The sequence below is a fragment of the Nocardiopsis gilva YIM 90087 genome, from assembly GCF_002263495.1.
Lineage (GTDB): Bacteria > Actinomycetota > Actinomycetes > Streptosporangiales > Streptosporangiaceae > Nocardiopsis_C > Nocardiopsis_C gilva.
The window spans coordinates 2,051,279-2,067,774 of record NZ_CP022753.1 but is presented as its reverse complement, the minus strand read 5'-3'; the positions used below and the strand labels follow the sequence as shown (position 1 = coordinate 2,067,774).

At 72.8% G+C, this 16,496-nt stretch carries 12 protein-coding genes; 6 read left to right on the top strand and 6 right to left on the bottom strand.

Annotated elements, in window-relative coordinates:
- Nucleotides 1-40 precede the first annotated feature (40 nt).
- Entirely contained in the window at nucleotides 41-346 is a 306-nt protein-coding gene (locus tag CDO52_RS09560; RefSeq protein WP_017617586.1) for a Dabb family protein, read from the bottom strand.
- 164 nt (nucleotides 347-510) lie between these two features.
- On the opposite strand from CDO52_RS09560, the gene CDO52_RS09555 reads away from it, so the two are divergent.
- Nucleotides 511-1,581, top strand: coding sequence for an LLM class flavin-dependent oxidoreductase (locus CDO52_RS09555; protein WP_017617585.1), 1,071 nt, complete (start codon nucleotides 511-513; stop codon nucleotides 1,579-1,581).
- Between the two features lie 34 nt (nucleotides 1,582-1,615).
- Nucleotides 1,616-3,232, top strand: coding sequence for an AMP-binding protein (locus CDO52_RS09550; protein ID WP_017617584.1), 1,617 nt, complete (start codon nucleotides 1,616-1,618; stop codon nucleotides 3,230-3,232).
- Nucleotides 3,233-3,621: 389 nt separating this feature from the next.
- Here CDO52_RS09550 and CDO52_RS09545 read toward each other — a convergent pair whose 3' ends face one another.
- A complete protein-coding gene (locus tag CDO52_RS09545; protein ID WP_017617583.1) occupies nucleotides 3,622-4,557 on the bottom strand; it encodes a cyclase family protein in 936 nt (311 codons plus the stop codon).
- Nucleotides 4,558-4,637: 80 nt separating this feature from the next.
- Between CDO52_RS09545 and CDO52_RS09540 the strand changes: the two genes are divergently transcribed.
- Nucleotides 4,638-5,882 (top strand): serine hydrolase domain-containing protein, encoded by a 1,245-nt coding sequence (locus CDO52_RS09540; RefSeq protein WP_017617582.1) that lies wholly within the window; start codon nucleotides 4,638-4,640, stop codon nucleotides 5,880-5,882.
- Between the two features lie 32 nt (nucleotides 5,883-5,914).
- Here the strand turns inward: CDO52_RS09540 and CDO52_RS09535 are convergent, their stop codons facing one another.
- Nucleotides 5,915-6,697: an SDR family NAD(P)-dependent oxidoreductase gene (locus CDO52_RS09535; protein WP_017617581.1), complete on the bottom strand. Its 783-nt coding sequence runs from the start codon at nucleotides 6,695-6,697 to the stop codon at nucleotides 5,915-5,917.
- Between the two features lie 193 nt (nucleotides 6,698-6,890).
- Between CDO52_RS09535 and CDO52_RS29225 the strand changes: the two genes are divergently transcribed.
- The 3 genes from CDO52_RS29225 (at nucleotide 6,891) to CDO52_RS09520 (ending at nucleotide 11,421) form a co-directional block, all read left to right on the top strand.
- Nucleotides 6,891-7,532, top strand: a complete 642-nt coding sequence (locus CDO52_RS29225) for a Zn-ribbon domain-containing OB-fold protein (RefSeq protein WP_094932326.1) — start codon at nucleotides 6,891-6,893, stop codon at nucleotides 7,530-7,532.
- 68 nt (nucleotides 7,533-7,600) lie between these two features.
- Nucleotides 7,601-9,106, top strand: coding sequence for a class I adenylate-forming enzyme family protein (locus tag CDO52_RS09525; RefSeq protein ID WP_094932815.1), 1,506 nt, complete (start codon nucleotides 7,601-7,603; stop codon nucleotides 9,104-9,106).
- Nucleotides 9,103-11,421, top strand: a complete 2,319-nt coding sequence (locus CDO52_RS09520; protein ID WP_094932325.1) for an acetate--CoA ligase family protein — start codon at nucleotides 9,103-9,105, stop codon at nucleotides 11,419-11,421. The genes CDO52_RS09525 and CDO52_RS09520 overlap by 4 nt, the downstream gene beginning before the upstream one ends.
- A gap of 160 nt (nucleotides 11,422-11,581) precedes the next feature.
- Here the strand turns inward: CDO52_RS09520 and CDO52_RS09515 are convergent, their stop codons facing one another.
- The 3 genes from CDO52_RS09515 to secA2 all read right to left on the bottom strand — a co-directional run bounded on the left by CDO52_RS09515 (nucleotide 11,582) and on the right by secA2 (nucleotide 16,073).
- Nucleotides 11,582-12,229 (bottom strand): response regulator transcription factor, encoded by a 648-nt coding sequence (locus CDO52_RS09515; protein ID WP_017617577.1) that lies wholly within the window; start codon nucleotides 12,227-12,229, stop codon nucleotides 11,582-11,584.
- The gene (locus tag CDO52_RS09510) at nucleotides 12,226-13,677 is read right to left on the bottom strand and encodes a sensor histidine kinase (protein WP_232524424.1); all 1,452 of its coding nucleotides are present in this window, start codon (nucleotides 13,675-13,677) and stop codon (nucleotides 12,226-12,228) included. The genes CDO52_RS09515 and CDO52_RS09510 overlap by 4 nt, the downstream gene beginning before the upstream one ends.
- A 92-nt stretch (nucleotides 13,678-13,769) precedes the next feature.
- A complete protein-coding gene (gene secA2 / locus CDO52_RS09505; protein WP_026125578.1) occupies nucleotides 13,770-16,073 on the bottom strand; it encodes an accessory Sec system translocase SecA2 in 2,304 nt (767 codons plus the stop codon).
- Between the last annotated feature and the right edge of the window lie 423 nt (nucleotides 16,074-16,496).

Below are 16,496 nucleotides of genomic sequence, written 5' to 3'. Positions count from 1 at the left end.
ATTGACCATCGCGCCGTCTCTGGCTGCGCGCCGCACGAGATCACTCAGGGTCGGCGATATGGATCTGCACCGACGCGCGGTCGGCGATCAGCGGGCGCATCACGGCCAGAACCGCCTGGTGGTCGGGGTGTTCGCGGTACACCGTGAGCGCCTTCTCGTCGGCGAGGTCGGCGACGACCCCGAAGTCGTAGGTCCCGTCGCTGACGCCGAGGTCCGGCCCGAAGGTGTAGGCGCGCAGCTCGGGGATGCGGGAGGGCAGCCGGGACAGCCCATCGACGACCTCCCCCACCTGCTCGGAGGTGACGCCGTCGGTCCAGCGGAAGAGTGCGATATGCCGTAGTGCCATGGTCGCGAACCTACCGCCTGCCGCGCTCGTCGTGGCAGGCGGACACCCCCGGAGCCGCGGAACCCTGGCCGCCCCCCGAGCCCCCTGCTAGGCTAACCAAGCGAGCGCTTGGTACGAACTCGGTGCGAGCGGCGACGCCGACATCCGCGGGAGGAGTGGCCCCGATGAAGTTCTCCACCTTCCACCTCTTCCACCGGTTCGACGGCCAGTCGCACCGGGAGGTCTACGACTACCACCTCGAGCTCATCGAGCTCGCCGAGGACCTCGGCTTCGACGGGGTCCGCCTGGCCGAGCACCACTTCCGCGACTACGGCGTGGTGCCCTCCATCCTGAACTTCCTCAGCCACCTGGCGGGGCGGACCGAACGGCTGCGGCTGGGCACCGGCATCGTGGTGCTGCCGCTGCACAACCCGATCCATGTCGCCGAGCAGGCCGCACTGGTGGACGTGCTCTCCGGCGGACGGCTCGACTTCGGGGTGGGCCGCGGCTACCAGAGCTTCGAGTTCGACGGGTTCGGGGTCGACCTCAACCAGGCGCGGGCGCGCTTCGACGCGTCGCTCGACGTCATCCGGGGCCTGTGGAGCGGCAAGGAGTTCCGGCACGACGGGGAGTTCGCCCGGGTCGCGCCCGGCCTCGACGACGGCGTGCGGCTCCACCCGGTCCCGCTGCAGGCGCCGCACCCGCCCATCCACGTGGCCGCCGTCAGCCCGGAGACGGTCGAGCGGTACGCCGCGCGCGGGCTGCCCATCCTGGCCGACCCCGCCGCCCCCTTCCGCAAGGTCGCCAGGGCCGCCGCGACGTGGCGGGAGACCGCCGCCGCCAACGGCCACGACCCCGAGGCCGGGGAGCTGGTCGTCAGCAGGTCGGTGTATGTGGCGCCCACCGCCCGGCAGGCACGCGAGGACCTGGAGCGGTTCGAGGCCTCCTTCGACCGCGACCGCCTGTTCAACCGGCGCAGCGCCCCCATCGACGCCCGGACCGGCGAGGTGGCCCAGGGGTTCGAGTACTGGCAGAACCGCTACCTGAAGGGCGGCTCGGTGGGCCCGGACTTCCGCTGGGAGCAGCTGGAGGTCATCGGGGACCCCGAGCGCGTGATCGCCCAGGTCGGCATGCTCCACGACATGGGATTCGACCACCTGCTGTGCGACTTCGGCAGCACCCGGCCGATGCCCACCGCGGAGATGCGCCGCGTCCTGACCTTCTTCGCCACCGAGGTCATGCCCGCGTTCCGCTGATCCCCCGCGTGACGACGTGACGATCGGAGACCCCATGCCGGACCCGGCCACCGCCCCGGACGCGCCGCCCGCCGCCCAGCCCACGACCGTCCACCGGCTCACCCTCGGCGACATCCTGCGCGAACACCGCCGCAGCCGCCCGCGGACCACGGCCGCGGTCGACGGCCGCGTCCGGCTCACCTACCCCCAACTCGACGACCGCGTGGACCGGTTGGCCGCCGCCCTGCCTTCGGCCGGAGCGGCCGCCGGCTCCCGGGTGCTCTACATCGGCCGCACCTCGGTGCGCTTCCAGGAGATCCTGCTCGCCGCGGCCCGGATCGGCGCCATCGCCGTTCCGGCGAACTGGCGGCAGAGCACCGACGAGCTCGCGTTCGTCCTCCACGACCTCTCCCCGGCCGTGGTGCTCTGGCAGCCGGAGCCAGCGGCCGATGAGCTGGCATCGGCACGCGCCGCCGCCAACGCCCCGGAGCGGTGGATCCGCTGCGACGGAGCCAGCAACGCCCACCCTGACGCTGACGCCTACACAGCGTTCCTCCACTCCGGCCGCGGCGCCGCCCCCGAACCGCCGGTGACCGGTGCGGACCCCGTGATCGGCCTGTACACCGCGGCCTTCGACGGCCGTCCGAACTGCGCTCTGCTCAGCCACGACGCGCTTCTCGCGAACTCCGCGGCGCTGCTCCGGATGCGTGCCGTCGGCACCGGGTTCACCTTCCTCAACAGCGGTCCGCTGTTCCACGTCGGCACGCTCATGTTCCACCTGGCCACCTTCTACGCCGGGGGCACCAACGTCTACATGCCCGACTTCGACCCGGCCGAGGCGGCCCGGCTGATCGAGGCGGAGCGGGTGGACCACATGTTCGGCTTCGGCCCGATGCTCGACGCCATCGTCGCGGCCAACACCGACGAGAACGGCCATCCCCGGCACGACCTGTCCAGCCTGCGCTTCACGCGGCACTCACCCGCGTGGGACGCGCAGATCACCGTGGGCACCGACCCGTGGAACGCGTCGGGCATGGGCGGCTACGGTCAGACCGAGGTGGGCGGCATGCTCACCTACCTGGCACTGGGGATGGGCGGCGCGGGCTCGGCCGGACGCCCCTCGCCCATGGCGCAGGTCCGGATCCTCGGCCCCGGCGGCGAGGAGCTGCCGGTCGGCGCGACCGGCGAGATCGTGGCGCGCGGCCCCGGCATCTTCAGCGGCTACTTCAATCGGCCGGCCCTCAACGCGCGCAAAATGGCCGACGGCTGGTACCACACCGGTGACCTGGGGCGGCGCGAGGACGATGGAACGATCACGTTCATCGGCCCCTGCGCGCGGATGATCAAGTCGGGCAACGAGAACATCTACCCGGCCGAGGTGGAGCGCGCGCTGACGTCGCATCCGGACGTGGCCGAGGCGGCGGTGATCGGCGTTCCCGACCCCGCGTGGGGCCAGAGCGTCACGGCCGTCGTGCGGCGCGCGCCCGGGTCCGCGCTCACGGCGGACCAGGTGATCGCGCACGTGCGCGCGGCCATCGCCTCCTACAAGAAGCCGCGGCGGGTGGTGTTCGTGGACGAGGAGCTGCCGCGGGCCGGGCACGGCCACGACTACGCCGCTCTGGACGCCGCCTACGGCGGCGGTGGCTATCCGGGAGAGGCGGGCACCGGCTAGCGCGGCCCCGGTCCGGGGCGGGTCGCGCTCCTCGTCGTCCCTCGTGTACCGGCGGCTCACCGACCGATGGGCCGGGGAGGAACCGGCCCCAGGAGCGGGGGACAGCCCCTGGGACCGGAGCGGGGGATGGGCGGTCCGGCCTACGGCTCCCGTGATGGTGCTCGAATCGGGCGCGTGGCCGGAGGGGGGTTCCGCACGTCCATGACGTTAGCGGGCTCTAGGTCACGCGGATGGCCTATTCAGATAACCGGAATGTTGCGATTCGCTGGGCGAGGCAACCTTCCGGCGCAAGGCTGACCTGCCAGGATAAGCAGACCATAAACGGCAGCGCCAGGGGTTTCGGCATGTCCGTTCCTACAGAACCCCCGGGAACACCCCTATCGGACCTGCTAGAGGACCGCCAGCGGATTGATCGGACTGCCGGTCCCGCCCTCGATCGGCAGGGGGACGGCGATGAAGAGGAAGTCGGACCGACGGACCTCGGCCAAGGCCTCCGCGAGCCCGTCGAGCCAGAGCATTTCGGCCAGGTGGATTCCGCTCCGCCAGAGGAGGGTGAGGTGGAGATCGTCGTCGGCGTCCTCGCTGGACCTGCCGTCGGCGCCGAGCCCTTGGATGGCCGCGTTGTCCATCGCCACCATCACCACGTCGCGCTCCGCCAACCAGCGCCCGGCGTCGGCCGCAAGGCCGGGCTGCCCCGAGCCGTAGATCGCGGGGTCCTCGGTCCAGACCCGGGGCCATCCGGTCCGGATGACGACGACGTCGCCCGGCCCGGGATCGGTGCCGTCGCGCGCGCAGATCGCCGCCAGCTCGTTCGCGCCGATCCGGTCGGTCGCCCGCAGGTGGGTCACCCCCCGGTGCGCCGCGGCGTCGAGGAGGACCCCCCGGGCGAGCACACCGCGCGCCGCCGCGTGCTCGATCCCCAGTCTTGTCGCCCCGTAGCTGCGCACGCGTGCGGCCGGATGCCCGTTGTACAGCTCCTCCCCCGCCCACATGTGGCACAGCGCGTCCATGTGGGTGGTGGTGCCGTGCGGTGAGAGGACCAGAGCATCATCGGCGATCCTGGCGCCCGCCGCGCGGACACCGGCCGCGTAGTCGCCGCCGTCGATGGACATGAAGTGCTGCGGCAGCGGACGTCCGGCCAGGTGCGGGACGGTGGTGGGGGCGGGGCCGGACGTCGCCCCGCGGATCGGCATAGCGAGGCTGTGGACCCGGCCCTCCCGCGCCGCGCCGAGGGCGGCCAGGACGGCCGCGGGCGTCAGGTGGTTGAGGGCGCCCTGCTGGTCGTCGCTGCCCCAGCGACCCCAGTTGTGCGGTGGTTTTGGCATACCTGGCACCTTCTTGCGTGGTTCGGGTGGAATACAGTCGGTCCGGCGTCCGAGATCGGCCCGAGACGAGGGAGTGGGAAGTGGCGATCGCGACGGGGGAGACCGGGATCCACGGTGCCTGCGCCCCGGAGTTCACGCGGGTCCGCGAGGTCTTCGAGGACAACTTCGCGCGTGAGCTGGAGACGGGAGCGGCCTTCACCGTCTTCGTCGGCGACGAGCCGGTCGTGGACCTGTGGGGCGGCCTCGCCGACCACACGGCAGCGTCCCCCTGGGAGCACGGCACCCCCTGCTTCGCGTTCTCCTGCACCAAGGCGCTGACGGCCGCGGCCGCGCTGCGGGTCGCCGAACGCGAAGGCCTGGACCTCGGCGCCCCTGCGGCCAGCTGGTGGCCGGAGTTCGCGGCCCACGGCAAGGACGGGGTCACCGGCGAACAGCTGATGTCGCACCAGGCCGGGCTGCCCGCGTTCGACCGGCGGGTAACGGTGGCCGAGGCCGCCGACCCCGCGGCCATGGCGGAGCTGCTCGCCGCGCAGGCGCCCGCGTGGGAGCCGGGAACCGCGCACGGCTACCATTCGCTGACCTACGGGTGGCTGGCGGGTGAGATCGTGCGCCGGCTCGACGGCCGCACGGTGGGGCGGTACGTGGCCGACGAGATCTCCGGCCCGCTGGGACTCGACCTGTGGATCGGGGCTCCGGACGGCGTTCTCGACCGCACAGCGCGGCTGACCACCGGCCCGACCAACCGCAAGCCCGCCAACCGCCACAGCGCAACGGCCGCGGGCACGGGCACCACTCCGGCCGCCGCTCCCGACGACCGCCAGGCGGACGGCCCCAGGGCGCGGCTGGCGCGCGACGCCCGTGATCCGGAGAGCCTGTTCTCCCGCGCCTTCGCCAACCCGGATGTCGCCGCCGTCCCCGGCAAGTTCAACAACCGCGACGTCCTCAGGGCGGGCTGGCCGGCGGCCGGCGTCATCACCACGGCCTCCGCCCTCGCCGGGTTCTACCGTGATCTGCTCGCCGGGCGGATCGTCTCCCCCGACACGCTCCGCGACGCCCTGCTCCCCCGGGCCACCGGCCCCGACCGCGTCCTGCACCTGGACAGCTCCTTCGGCCTGGGCCTCATGCGCCCCTCGCTGACCTTCGCCGTTCCCCGCGCGGCCCAGCGGAGCGCCTTCGGGCACACTGGAGCGGGCGGCTCGATCGGCCTGGCCGACACCGAGCACGACATCGCCCTCGCCTATGTCATGAACCGCACCGGAACCGAACTCTCCGGCGGCATCCGCGCCATGCGCCTCGTCAAGGCCGTCTACGACTGCCTCCGCTAGGTGCCCTGGCCTCTGGGGTGTGCTGGGCGCTGTCATTGCATCGTGATCCCGCCGCTGACCGAGAGGGTCTGGCCGGTGATGTATCCGGCGGCCGGGGTGGCGAGGAACGCCACCGCCGACGCGGCGTCGGCGGGCGTCCCGATGCGGCGCGCGGGGATCTGGCGGGTGAGCTTCCCGATCAGGTCGGGGTGGCGCTCGGCGACCTCGCGCAGCATGGGGGTGTCGGTCGGCCCCGGGCAGACCACGTTGCTGGTCACCCCGTGCCGGGCGGTCTCTCGGGCGAGTGACTTGGCCAGGCCGAACAGCGCGGACTTGGTCGCCGCGTAGGCGCCCTCCCCGCCGGACCCGGCGCGGGCGCCGTCGGAGGAGACGAACACCAGGCGCCCGAAGCCGCGCCCGATCATCCCCGGGAGGAAGGCCCGCGTCAGCAGCATGGGGGCGCGGGTGTTGACCCGCCACATCAGCTCCCAGTCGGCGGGATCGCCCTCGACGAACGGGGCGATGGCGCTCACGCCCGCGTTGTGCACAAGCACGTCGATGTCGGCGGCGGCATCGCGTATCCGTGCGATGCCCGATGCCACCTCATCCTGGTCCGCCAGGTCCATGGCGACCGACCGCCCCGCGGGCAGGGCCGCGGCGACCTCGCCCGCCGCGGCCGCGTCGAGGTCGCTGACAACGACCGCGGCACCCGTGTCCGCGAGCGCCGCGCAGATCGCGCGTCCGATTCCCCCCGCGCCACCGGTGACGAGGGCCGTGCGTCCCCGCAGTCCCCACCGCGCGGACGATGCTCCAGGTCGCTCCGGGCTCTCGGGCATGCGTCAGAACCCCCTTTTCCAACGAGCTCTGCCGTTGGACGGCCGTCCTTGTCGGGTAAACAAGCATACGCTAGGTTGGTGTCACCGGGACGCCGCTCCGGGGACGGTCCCGCGTCGGGTGACGTGCGAGGCGCAGCTAACCCCCGCGGCGGCTCCGTCCCTGCGCCAGCGGGAGGAGGTCGGCACGGCAGGCATGAACGCGCCCCAGGAGCGTCCCCACCCGGCCCCCACACCGCTCACCGAGCCCTACTGGTCCGCCTGCCGCACCGGTCGGCTCGTCATCCAGCGGTGCGCCGGCTGCCGCCGCTACGTCCACTTCCCCGAACCGGCCTGCCCTTTCTGCCGGGGCACAGCGCTCGGCTTCGAACCGGTCTCGGGCCGGGGCCACGTCCTCACCTACACCGTCATCCACCGGCCCTTCGTCCCCGGCTTCGCGGACCTGGCCCCCTACGCCGTGGCCTGGGTGGAACTCGTGGAGCAGCCCGGACTGCGCGCCTTCGGCGGGATCCGCGGCTGCCCGACCGACGGCATCACCATCGGCATGCCGGTGGCCGCGACGTTCACCGACCTCCCCGGCTTCGGCCCGATCCCCGACTTCCGTCCGCTCGGCCCGGAGGAGCGCGATGGCCGATCCCCCGCGACCCCGCGGGCCACCCGGTCGTGCCCGGCGCGAGCCGCCCCGGACGACCACGGCCCCGTTGAACCGCGCCGTGCCGGTGTCCGTGATGTAGGCGAGCGACCGCGAGAGAGCACCCCGCCACCTCAGCCCGAGCACATCCGCCGACGAGCCACATCCGCAGCCGAGAGCACGCCCGCCCCGAGGAGGCCGCCGTGACGCGGACCGGATCCGTCAATTCCTTCGGTAACTACGGCTACGCGGTCCTGACCGCCGGGGCGCTGGCCATGCCCACGAAGATCGCACTGACCTACTCCGGCGGCACGAGCCTCACCTACGACCAGCTCAACCGGGCCGTCAACCGCCGTGCCCACGCGCTGGCCGATGCCGGAATCCGCCCCCGGCAACGTGTGGCCGCCTTGATCGGCGAGACCCTCAGCGTCGCCGAGGTCTACCTCGCCCTGTTCAAGATGGGCGCCGTCACCGCCGCCCTCAACCCGTTCTGGGACGCCGATGTGCTGGCGCGGGTGGTCGACCGCGCCGGGGCGACCGTGCTCGTCTACGACTCCGGGATGGACGCGGTGGTGCGCGAGATGCGCCCGCACCTGCCGCGGGTCCACACGTGGATCCGGGTGGGCGGCCCGGCACAGGACACGGTCGACCTCGACGCGCTCAGCGCCACCGCACCGCAGACCGAGCCGGAGATCCACGGCACAGGCGACGACCCCCTGGCGCTGTTCTTCACCTCCGGGTCCACCGGTCTGCCCAAGGCCGTCGTGCACACCCACGCCAGCTCGCTGGCCACCGCCCGGCTGTGGCAGGACATCCCGCGCAGCGCCGACTCCGTCTTCGGCACCGGGGCCGTCATCTGGGGCATCGGCTTCACCGCCATCGCCGGCCCCGCGCTCTACGGCGGCCTGCGCCTGGTGCTGGAGCAGGACTGGGGGCCGAAGAACTTCCTGACCGTCGTCCCCCGTGAACGCGTCACCCACGTCAGCCTGATCCCGAGCTTCTTCAGCGCGCTGTTCGCGAACGACGAGCACACCACCGCCGACCTCTCGTCCCTGACCACCATCATCCTCGGCGGCGAGCCGCTGGCGCCCGCGCTGCTCCACCGGATCAAGGAGCGGTTTCCGCGGGCGGCGGTCTACGGCTACTACGGCCAGACCGAGGCGCCGTACTCGGCCTGCGGGCGGCTCGACGACGGCAGCCAGGACCTGAGGTCGGCGGGGCGGGCCCGGACCGGGTGCGCCATCCGGGTCACGCGGCCCTCGGGCGAGCCGGTCGTCGACGAGATCGGCGAGATCAATCTGGCCGGGGCGCACCGCATGGCCTGCTATGACGGCCAGCCCGAGGCCACCGCCGAGGTGCTGCGGGACGTCTGGTACGTCGGCGGCGACCTCGGCCGCATCGACCCGGACGGCCACCTGTACGTGCTCGGCCGACGTTCCGACGCCATCCTCAAGGGCGGCCGGTGGACCCGCCCGGTGGAGATCGAGGAGGCCGCCGCCGAACTCGATACCGTCGCCGAGGCGGGGGCCGTGGGCACGCCACCCCACGAGGACGGCGCCGACACCGCTGAGCAGAAAGTGATCCTGGCCGTGGTGCCACGCGCCGGGACCACCGCGACCGAACTGGGCGTCCGCGCCGAACTCGCCGCCCGCCTCCCCGAACACCAGCGCCCCGACGTCGTCGTCTTCACCGATGAGCTGCCGCACGGCGAGGACGCCTCGGGCGGCCCCGGCAAGCTGCTCCGCCGGGAGATCCGGACGCGCTACGGGCATCTCGCATGACGCCGCACAGGACGGAAGACACCGCCCTGCCGGACCTCGCCGGCCCTTCCCCCACCAGTTCCTCCGGCCCGATTCCCCTCCCCGAGCCGGAGGTCAAGCGGCTGCTGGAGCAGGCCGGTATCGATGTACCGCGCGGCGCGGTCGCGGCGGCGCCCGACGGCCTCGCCGCGGCCGCGTCCGGGCTGTCCGCCCCGCTGGTACTCAAGGCGTTCGGCCCCGGAATCGTGCACAAGAGCGACGTGGGGGCGGTGCGCCTCGACCTGGGCGCGCCCGACCGGCTCGCCGCCGTCGCCGAGGAGATGCGCGCGGCGCTGGCCGCGCACGGGCTCCGACCGGCCGGGTTCCTGGTGGAGGAGCAGGCGGCGCCCGGCGTGGAGCTCATCGTCGGCGCCGTCCGCGATCCGTCGTTCGGACCCGTGCTGATGGTGGGGCTCGGCGGGGTCTGGACGGAGGCACTCGGCGACACGTCACTGCGGCTGTGCCCGGTCGGGCGGACCGACGTCGAGGCGGCCCTGGCCGAACTGCGCGGCGCGGCCCTGTTGGACGGCGTGCGCGGCGGGACCCCGGTGGACCGGACGGCGCTCACCGAGCTGATCCTGGCGGTCGGCGGCCGGGGCGGGCTGGTCGAACGGCTCGGCAACGACTGGAGCGAGCTCGACCTCAACCCGGTGGTCGCCGGTCCCCGGGGCGCGACCGCCGTCGACGCGCGGCTGCTGCTCGCCCCCGGTGTCCGAAGGCCGACCGGCCTGTCCCCGGCCCGTCCGCGACCGACACGGGTGTCCCGCGGCCCCGTCACGGACACCCGCTCCACCGACTTCACCCGGCTGTTCGCGCCGCGCGGCATCGCCGTGGTCGGCGCCTCCGCCTCGAAGTCGACGTTCGGAAACATGTTCCTCGCCCAGTACCGCGCCCTCCACGCGGCGCACCCCCACCCGCCCCGGCTGGTGGCGGTGCACCCCCGGGCCCACATCATCGGGGGCGTCCGCGCCGTCCCCTCCCTGGCGGAGGTGCCCGACGACGTCGACTACGCCCTGGTGGCCGTGCCCGCCGACGCGTGCGTCGAGGCCGTGCGCGCGGCAGCGGGCGTGCCGTTCGTCCAGGTGATGAGCGGCGGATTCGGGGAGACGGGGGCAGCCGGGGCGGAACTGGAGCGGGAGCTGCTCGCCGCCGCCAAGGAGAGCGGTACCCGGCTGCTCGGCCCCAACTGCATGGGCGTGTACTCCCCCGCCGGTGGGCAGACGTTCGTGGGCGGGGACCTATCCGCACCCGGGCACATCAGCCTGATCTCGCAGAGCGGCGGGCTGGCCGGAGAAGTGATCAAGGTGGGTGAGCGGCGCGGGCTGCACTTCGCCAAGGTGGCCACGGTCGGCAACTGTGCCGACGTCACCCCCGCGGAGCTGGTGCGCCATCTGGCCGCCGACCCCGAGACCCACGTGCTGGGGCTCTACCTGGAGGATCCGCGCGAGGGCCGCGCCCTGTTCGAGGAGGTGTCGGCCGTCAGGGGGCGGCTGCCGGTGGTGGCGCTGATCGGCGGGCGCAGCGCGCAGGGGCGGCGAGCGGCGGCCTCGCACACCGGCGGCATGATCGGCGACGCGCGGGTGTGGCGGGCGCTGGCGCGGCAGTGCGGTGTGGTGCTGGTGGACGGCGCGGGGGAGCTCATCGACGCGCTGGACTTTCTCGACCTGCACGTGCGGCGACCGGTGGGCGGCGGCCCGGACGTGCTGGTGATCGGACCCAGCGGCGGGGCCGGAGTGCTGGCCGCCGACGCGTTCGACGCCGCTGGGATGCGGCTCGGCACCATCGGCCACCAGGCCCAGGAGGCCCTACGCGACCTGGGACTCGGCGCGGGCACCTCGCTGTCCAACCCACTGGAGGTTCCCCTCGGCCCAAGGGCACGCAAGGATCTGGTGCGCAGGGCGGTGGAGGCCGTCGACGCTGCCGGGACTCTCCGGTCGGTGTGGGGCGCGGTCTCCCCGTTCCCCGACGTGGTGGCGCATGTCAACGTGCAGAGCTTCGTCACCTACGGCGGACGCGACCGCGGCGCCCCCTCCGGCGCTCCCGAAGCGGCGGGACCCTCCTCCGGGCTGACCGGACTTCTGGAGTATGTGGACCACATCGCCGCCCTGCAGTCCGGGCTTCCGAGGTCGCGGGTCACGCTCGTCCTGCGCAACGCCGAGTGCGGCCCACCGGAGGTGGTCGACGACGCACGCGCCGCGGCCCGCGCCGCCGGGGTTCCCGTGTACCCGACACTGGAGGCCGCCGCCGGCGCCGTCCGCGCGGGCAAGACCGTCGCCCACGCCCGGACGGTCATCTGAGGCGTGTCCTCCGGCCGGGCGTTCGCGGTGTTGCGGCACGGTTCCGCTGGCCTCATTGCTCCTCGCTGTGGCGCGTTGCGGTTCATCCCCATCGAGGGTTCGAGTCGCGCTCGAATGTCTGCGCGTACGCGATGTCCGAAACCTTCACCCGCGGTTCCCCTCAGTCGCTCCGCAGGAAGGCCAGCACGGCCATGACGCGGCGGTTGACATCGTCATCCGGGGGCAGGTCGAGCTTGGCCAGGATGTTGCCGATGTGCTTGCCGACCGCCGCCTCGCTGAGGAACAGCCGCCGCTCGATCGCGGCGTTGGAGTGGCCCTCGGCCATGAGCTCCAGCACCTCGCGCTCACGCGGCGACAGCCGGGCCAGCGGATCGCGCCGGCGGACCAGCAGCTGGCGGACCACCTGGGGATCCACCACCGTCCCGCCGTCCAGCACCGTGCGCAGCGTCCGGACGAAGTCCTCGATGTCGACGACCCGCTCCTTGAGGAGGTAGCCGACCCCGCTCCCGTCGCCGGACTCCAGCAGATCCCCGGCGTAGCTCTGCTCGACGTACTGGCTCAGCGCCACGACGGCCAGACCCGGCTGATCCCTGCGCAACTCCACCGCCGCGCGCAGGCCTTCGTCGCTGAAGCCCGGCGGCATCCGGATGTCGGTGATGACGAGGTCCGGCCGATGCTCGCGCACCGCGGCGAGGAGCGCCGGGGCGTCGCCGACCGCGGCCGCCACCGTGAACCCGAAGCGCTCCAGCAGCCCCGACAGGCCTTCGCGCAGCAGGACCCCGTCCTCCGCGAGAACGACGCGGGTCACGGCCTGTTCCCCGGTTCCGGCCGCCCCGCGCCGCTGGTGTGCGCGTTCTGGTCCATCCGGTCGCACGGAAGCTCCACTCTCACCACGGTCGGCCCGCCGGGCGGGCTGGACAGCAACATTCTGCCGTCCATCACGGCGACGCGGTCCGCCAGGCCGGTCAGGCCGGTGCCCGCGCCGGTTCCGACCTCCGCTCCGCCGTGTCCGTTGTCGGAGACCTCCACCACCAGCAGGTCGGGGGTCCCGACCGCCTTCCGGTCGCCCGCACGGCCCTGTTCCAGGCGCACCCGCACCGACGCGGCCGTCGCCCCGCTGTGCTTGGCGACGTTGGTCACGGTCTCCGCCACCACGAAGTAGGCGGTGCCCTCGATGTGCGGCGGGAGCCGATGCGGCAGGTCGACGGCCACGTCCACCGGCAGCGCGCAGCGGTCGGCCAGGTCGGGCAGGGCGGCGGGCAGCCCGAGGTCGGTGAGGACCTTCGGGTGGATCCCCCGCACGAGTTCGCGCATCTCAACGATGAGCTCCTTGGCCTGGTCATGCGCTGCTTCGAGGGTGCGGGCCGCCGGGGAGCCGGCGGGCAGGTCCAGCCTGGCCAGGCCGAGCTGCATGGTGAGCGCGACCAGGCGCTGCTGCGCGCCGTCGTGCAGGTCCCGCTCGATCCGGCGGCGCTCAGCTTCGAAGGCGTCCACCAGCCGGGCGCGGGAGCGGGTCACCTCGGTCAGCTCCGCCTCCAACTCGCCTCTCGCCGGTCCCTGCAGCAGCACCCGCGCCAGCGCCCCGTGTCCGCCGGCGGCCAGGGCCACGAGGTAGACCGCCGCCACGAGCAGGACCACCCCGACCAGTGCGTAGGGCAGGGCCTCGACCGGATCGTCGATCCGCTGGATCCCCATCGAGATGGGCTCGTCCTGCCCCATGACCAGCAGTGGGCCGAGCAGCAGCACAGCGACGAGGACCGCCGCCCCGCCGACCACCGCCCACGTGGCCAGGGTGAGCGGGACGAACAGCAGCAGGTAGGCGGTCTCCCGCCAGGTCACCGCCTCGCTGTAGCGCAGCCGCAGCCATGGGGCCGGACCGGGGGCGGTCGGGGTGCGGTGGCCACTCGTCGCGGGTTCGGTGTGGATGATCCCCAGCCGCCTCCGCTCCACCTCGGCCAGGGGCAGCGCCACCAGCGGGGCGCACGCGGCGAACGCGGCCACCCCGATGAGCACCAGGACGGCGGAGGCCGCCAACTGCGTCGGGGTCGGCGCGCCCGCCTGTGCCCCGGCATGGTCGTTCCAGAGAACCGCCAGCAACCACCACGGCAGGGTGAGGACGGTCACCACCGGCGTCACGGCCGACATGAGCGGCAGCGCCGTCAGGAGGTAGGCGAGGGACCGCCACGGCCAGGCGGAGAGCACATACCTCCGGCGGCGCACGGCGTTCAGCGGTGTTCGCGGGTCATTCGCAGTCACGGCGCCAACGCTATGCATCCGCCGAGCTGCGGCAACACCGGTCTGGCCGGAGTTTCCGAGGTAGGGCCAGGCCTACCCCGGGGCTGGCGTCCCTAGGACTCCTCGCCGCGCCGGGCGCCCTTGAGGCGGCCGACCACGGTCTCGAAGTCGGTGCTGAACGGGTGGTCGTGCACCATGTAGGTCCACGTCATGGACGGGCGCTTGACGCCGACGGCGGCGACATCGATCTTCCCGTCGACGACCTCGGTCTCGGCGAACGTCTCGGCCGCCCGGGTGCGCGCCTCGTCCAGGAAGCCCTTGAAGGCCGGGACGGCGTCGCGGTTGAACTCGTCGAGCGGGTCGCGGCGCCCCAGGAAGCGCAGGTGGATGCCCTCCCGCAGCTCGGCGAGGAACGCGTTGTGGTCGGTCCAGCCGCGGTCGAGGTGGTACAGCGTGATCAGCCGGGCGGCGCGCGCGACCTCGTCCTTGCCGACCTCCTCCACGAGATCGCCGTGCTGGGCCGGGCAGTCCACGGCCAGCTGCCGGTCGGCCAGGTTCTCCGTGAGCACGGACTCGCGGTGCTCCAGTACGACGCTGCGCTGGACGTCGATCAGCTTGTTGTAGCGCCAGGTGTTGCGATGGATGTCCAGCAGCTGCCCCTCGGACACCCGCTGGGCGTGGTCGACCGTGCTCAGCCAGCTCGGGTCGGTGATCTCCCCGTCGGCCTCCGGCCGGTACCCGGAGGTCTCCGGGGCGTTGTTGGCCACGAGGTCGTCCTCGACGCTGACGAAGAAGAGCGTACCGCCGGGGTCGCCCTGGCGTCCGGCGCGGCCGCGCAGCTGGTCGTCGAGACGGCTACTGGGGTAGCGGCCGAAGCCCATGACGTACAGGCCGCCGGCCTCCACCACGCGGTCGCGGTCGCTCATGTCGCTTCCGCCCAGGCGGATGTCGGTGCCGCGGCCCGCCATCTGGGTGGAGACGGTGATCGCGCCGTACTTCCCGGCCTCGGCGATGATGGAGGCCTCGTCGGCGTCGTTCTTGGCGTTGAGGACCACGCACTCCAGGCCTTCGTCGGCCAGGCGCTTGGCCAGCAGCTCGGATTCGGCGACGTCCTGGGTGCCGATGAGGACGGGCCGCCCGGTGGCGTGCACCTCGGTGACCTCGTCGACGAGGGCGTCCTCCTTCTCCTCGCGCGTGGCGTAGAGGCGGGTGGCGTCGTCGACGCGGATGTTCGGCTTGTTCGGCGGGATGACCGCGACCTCGAGCTCGTAGAACTCGCGGAGCTGGTCGGCGACGGACATGGCGGTGCCGGTCATGCCGCAGAGGGTCGGGTAGCGCAGGGCCAGCGCCTGCACGGTGATCGAGTCGAGCACCTCGCCGGTCTCGCTGACCGCGACCTTCTCCTTGGCCTCGACCGCCGCCTGCAGGCCGTCGGGCCAGCGCTGGAGCAGCGCGATGCGGCCCCGCGACTCGTTGACCAGGCGGACCCCGCCGTCGCGCACGACGTAGTGGACGTCGCGCTGGAGCAGCACATGGGCGTGCAGGGCCAGGTTGACCCGCGGCAGAACGGAGGTGTCGTCCTCGGAGTACAGGTCGATGTCGCCGAGGGCGCGCTCCACGGTGTCGATGCCCGCGTCGGTGAGCTGGACGTTGCGGCCGTCGCTGTCGATCTCGTAGTGGATCCCGGGCTTGAGCGTGCGGACGAGCTCGGCCATCTCCTCGTCGGCCTCGGAGCTCTCCGCCGCACCGGCCAGCACCAGCGGCACCCGGGCCTCGTCGACCAGGACCGAGTCGGCCTCGTCGATGAGCGCGACGCCGGCCTCCTGGACGACCCGCTGGTCGGTGTCGGTGGCCATGCGGTCGCGCAGCATGTCGAAGCCCAGCTCGCTGACGGAGGCGTAGGTGATGTCGGCGGAGTAGGCGAGGCGGCGCTGCGCGGTGGTGGACTCCTCGCCGATCCAGGCGACAGCGACGCCGAGGAGGTCGTACAGCGGGCGCATCCACTCGGCGTCGCGCCGGGCCAGGTAGTCGTTGACGCTGAGGACGTGCACGCGTTGGCCGCGCAGCGCGAACCCGGCGGCGGCCAGCGCCCCGGCCAGGGTCTTGCCCTCGCCGGTGGCCATCTCGGCGATATGTCCGTCGAGGAGCGCCATCACGCCGAGCAGCTGGACGTCGAAGGGACGTTCGCCGAGCGTCCGCCGCGCGGCCTCGCGGCCCACCGCGCACAGCTCGATCAGATCGCCCCGGTCATAGGGAAGCTCGGCGTTGCCGAGCTCGGTGGCCTTGTCGGTGAGCTCGGCGTCGCTCAGTTCGCGCAGCTCGGGCTCACGGGCCTCGATCGATTGCAAAAGCTTGGTATAGGGCCGCAGGTCCACCGCGCCGGGCTTGCCCAGCATCCGGCGGACGGTTTCAGCCATTCGTCCGAACACCACGCAAGGGTAACGCCGCCACGTCTCGAAGGGTTCCATCACGAGTTCACGATTGCGTCTCCTCGGCGTACGCACACGCCCTCACACCGCCGTTAGCCTTCGACGATGCCGAACGCAGCACGCCTGCCGCCGTCGCTGGCGACGCACCGCGAGGCCGCTGTCGGCGGGGTCGGTCGCGGAGCGTATAAGTGGAAAAAGGGGAGTTGACAGTGGCCTTCGGCGGATGCACTCTTTTCCTATACGTTCGACATTGTCGAACGATGGTCGGCAGTGTTACGCGTTAGCCATTGACTGTTTGCCGGTCCGCCGGCGAGCCCTTACCGACCCCAAGTAGCGGTGTCCCGATCGCGGCGTCGGCACCAGAAAGCCGACACTACGGCACGCATCGCACCACTGGCGGCGTCTCGCGGG

Excerpts from the sequence above, each read along its gene's own strand:
- CDO52_RS09560 (WP_017617586.1), bottom strand. The coding sequence starts at position 346 with ATGGCACTACGGCATATCGCACTCTTCCGCTGGACCGACGGCGTCACC.
- CDO52_RS09555 (WP_017617585.1), top strand. The coding sequence starts at position 511 with ATGAAGTTCTCCACCTTCCACCTCTTCCACCGGTTCGACGGCCAGTCG.
- CDO52_RS09550 (WP_017617584.1), top strand. The coding sequence starts at position 1,616 with ATGCCGGACCCGGCCACCGCCCCGGACGCGCCGCCCGCCGCCCAGCCC.
- CDO52_RS09545 (WP_017617583.1), bottom strand. The coding sequence starts at position 4,557 with ATGCCAAAACCACCGCACAACTGGGGTCGCTGGGGCAGCGACGACCAG.
- CDO52_RS09535 (WP_017617581.1), bottom strand. The coding sequence starts at position 6,697 with ATGCCCGAGAGCCCGGAGCGACCTGGAGCATCGTCCGCGCGGTGGGGA.
- CDO52_RS29225 (WP_094932326.1), top strand. The coding sequence starts at position 6,891 with ATGAACGCGCCCCAGGAGCGTCCCCACCCGGCCCCCACACCGCTCACC.
- CDO52_RS09525 (WP_094932815.1), top strand. The coding sequence starts at position 7,601 with ATGCCCACGAAGATCGCACTGACCTACTCCGGCGGCACGAGCCTCACC.
- CDO52_RS09520 (WP_094932325.1), top strand. The coding sequence starts at position 9,103 with ATGACGCCGCACAGGACGGAAGACACCGCCCTGCCGGACCTCGCCGGC.
- secA2 (WP_026125578.1), bottom strand. The coding sequence starts at position 16,073 with ATGGCTGAAACCGTCCGCCGGATGCTGGGCAAGCCCGGCGCGGTGGAC.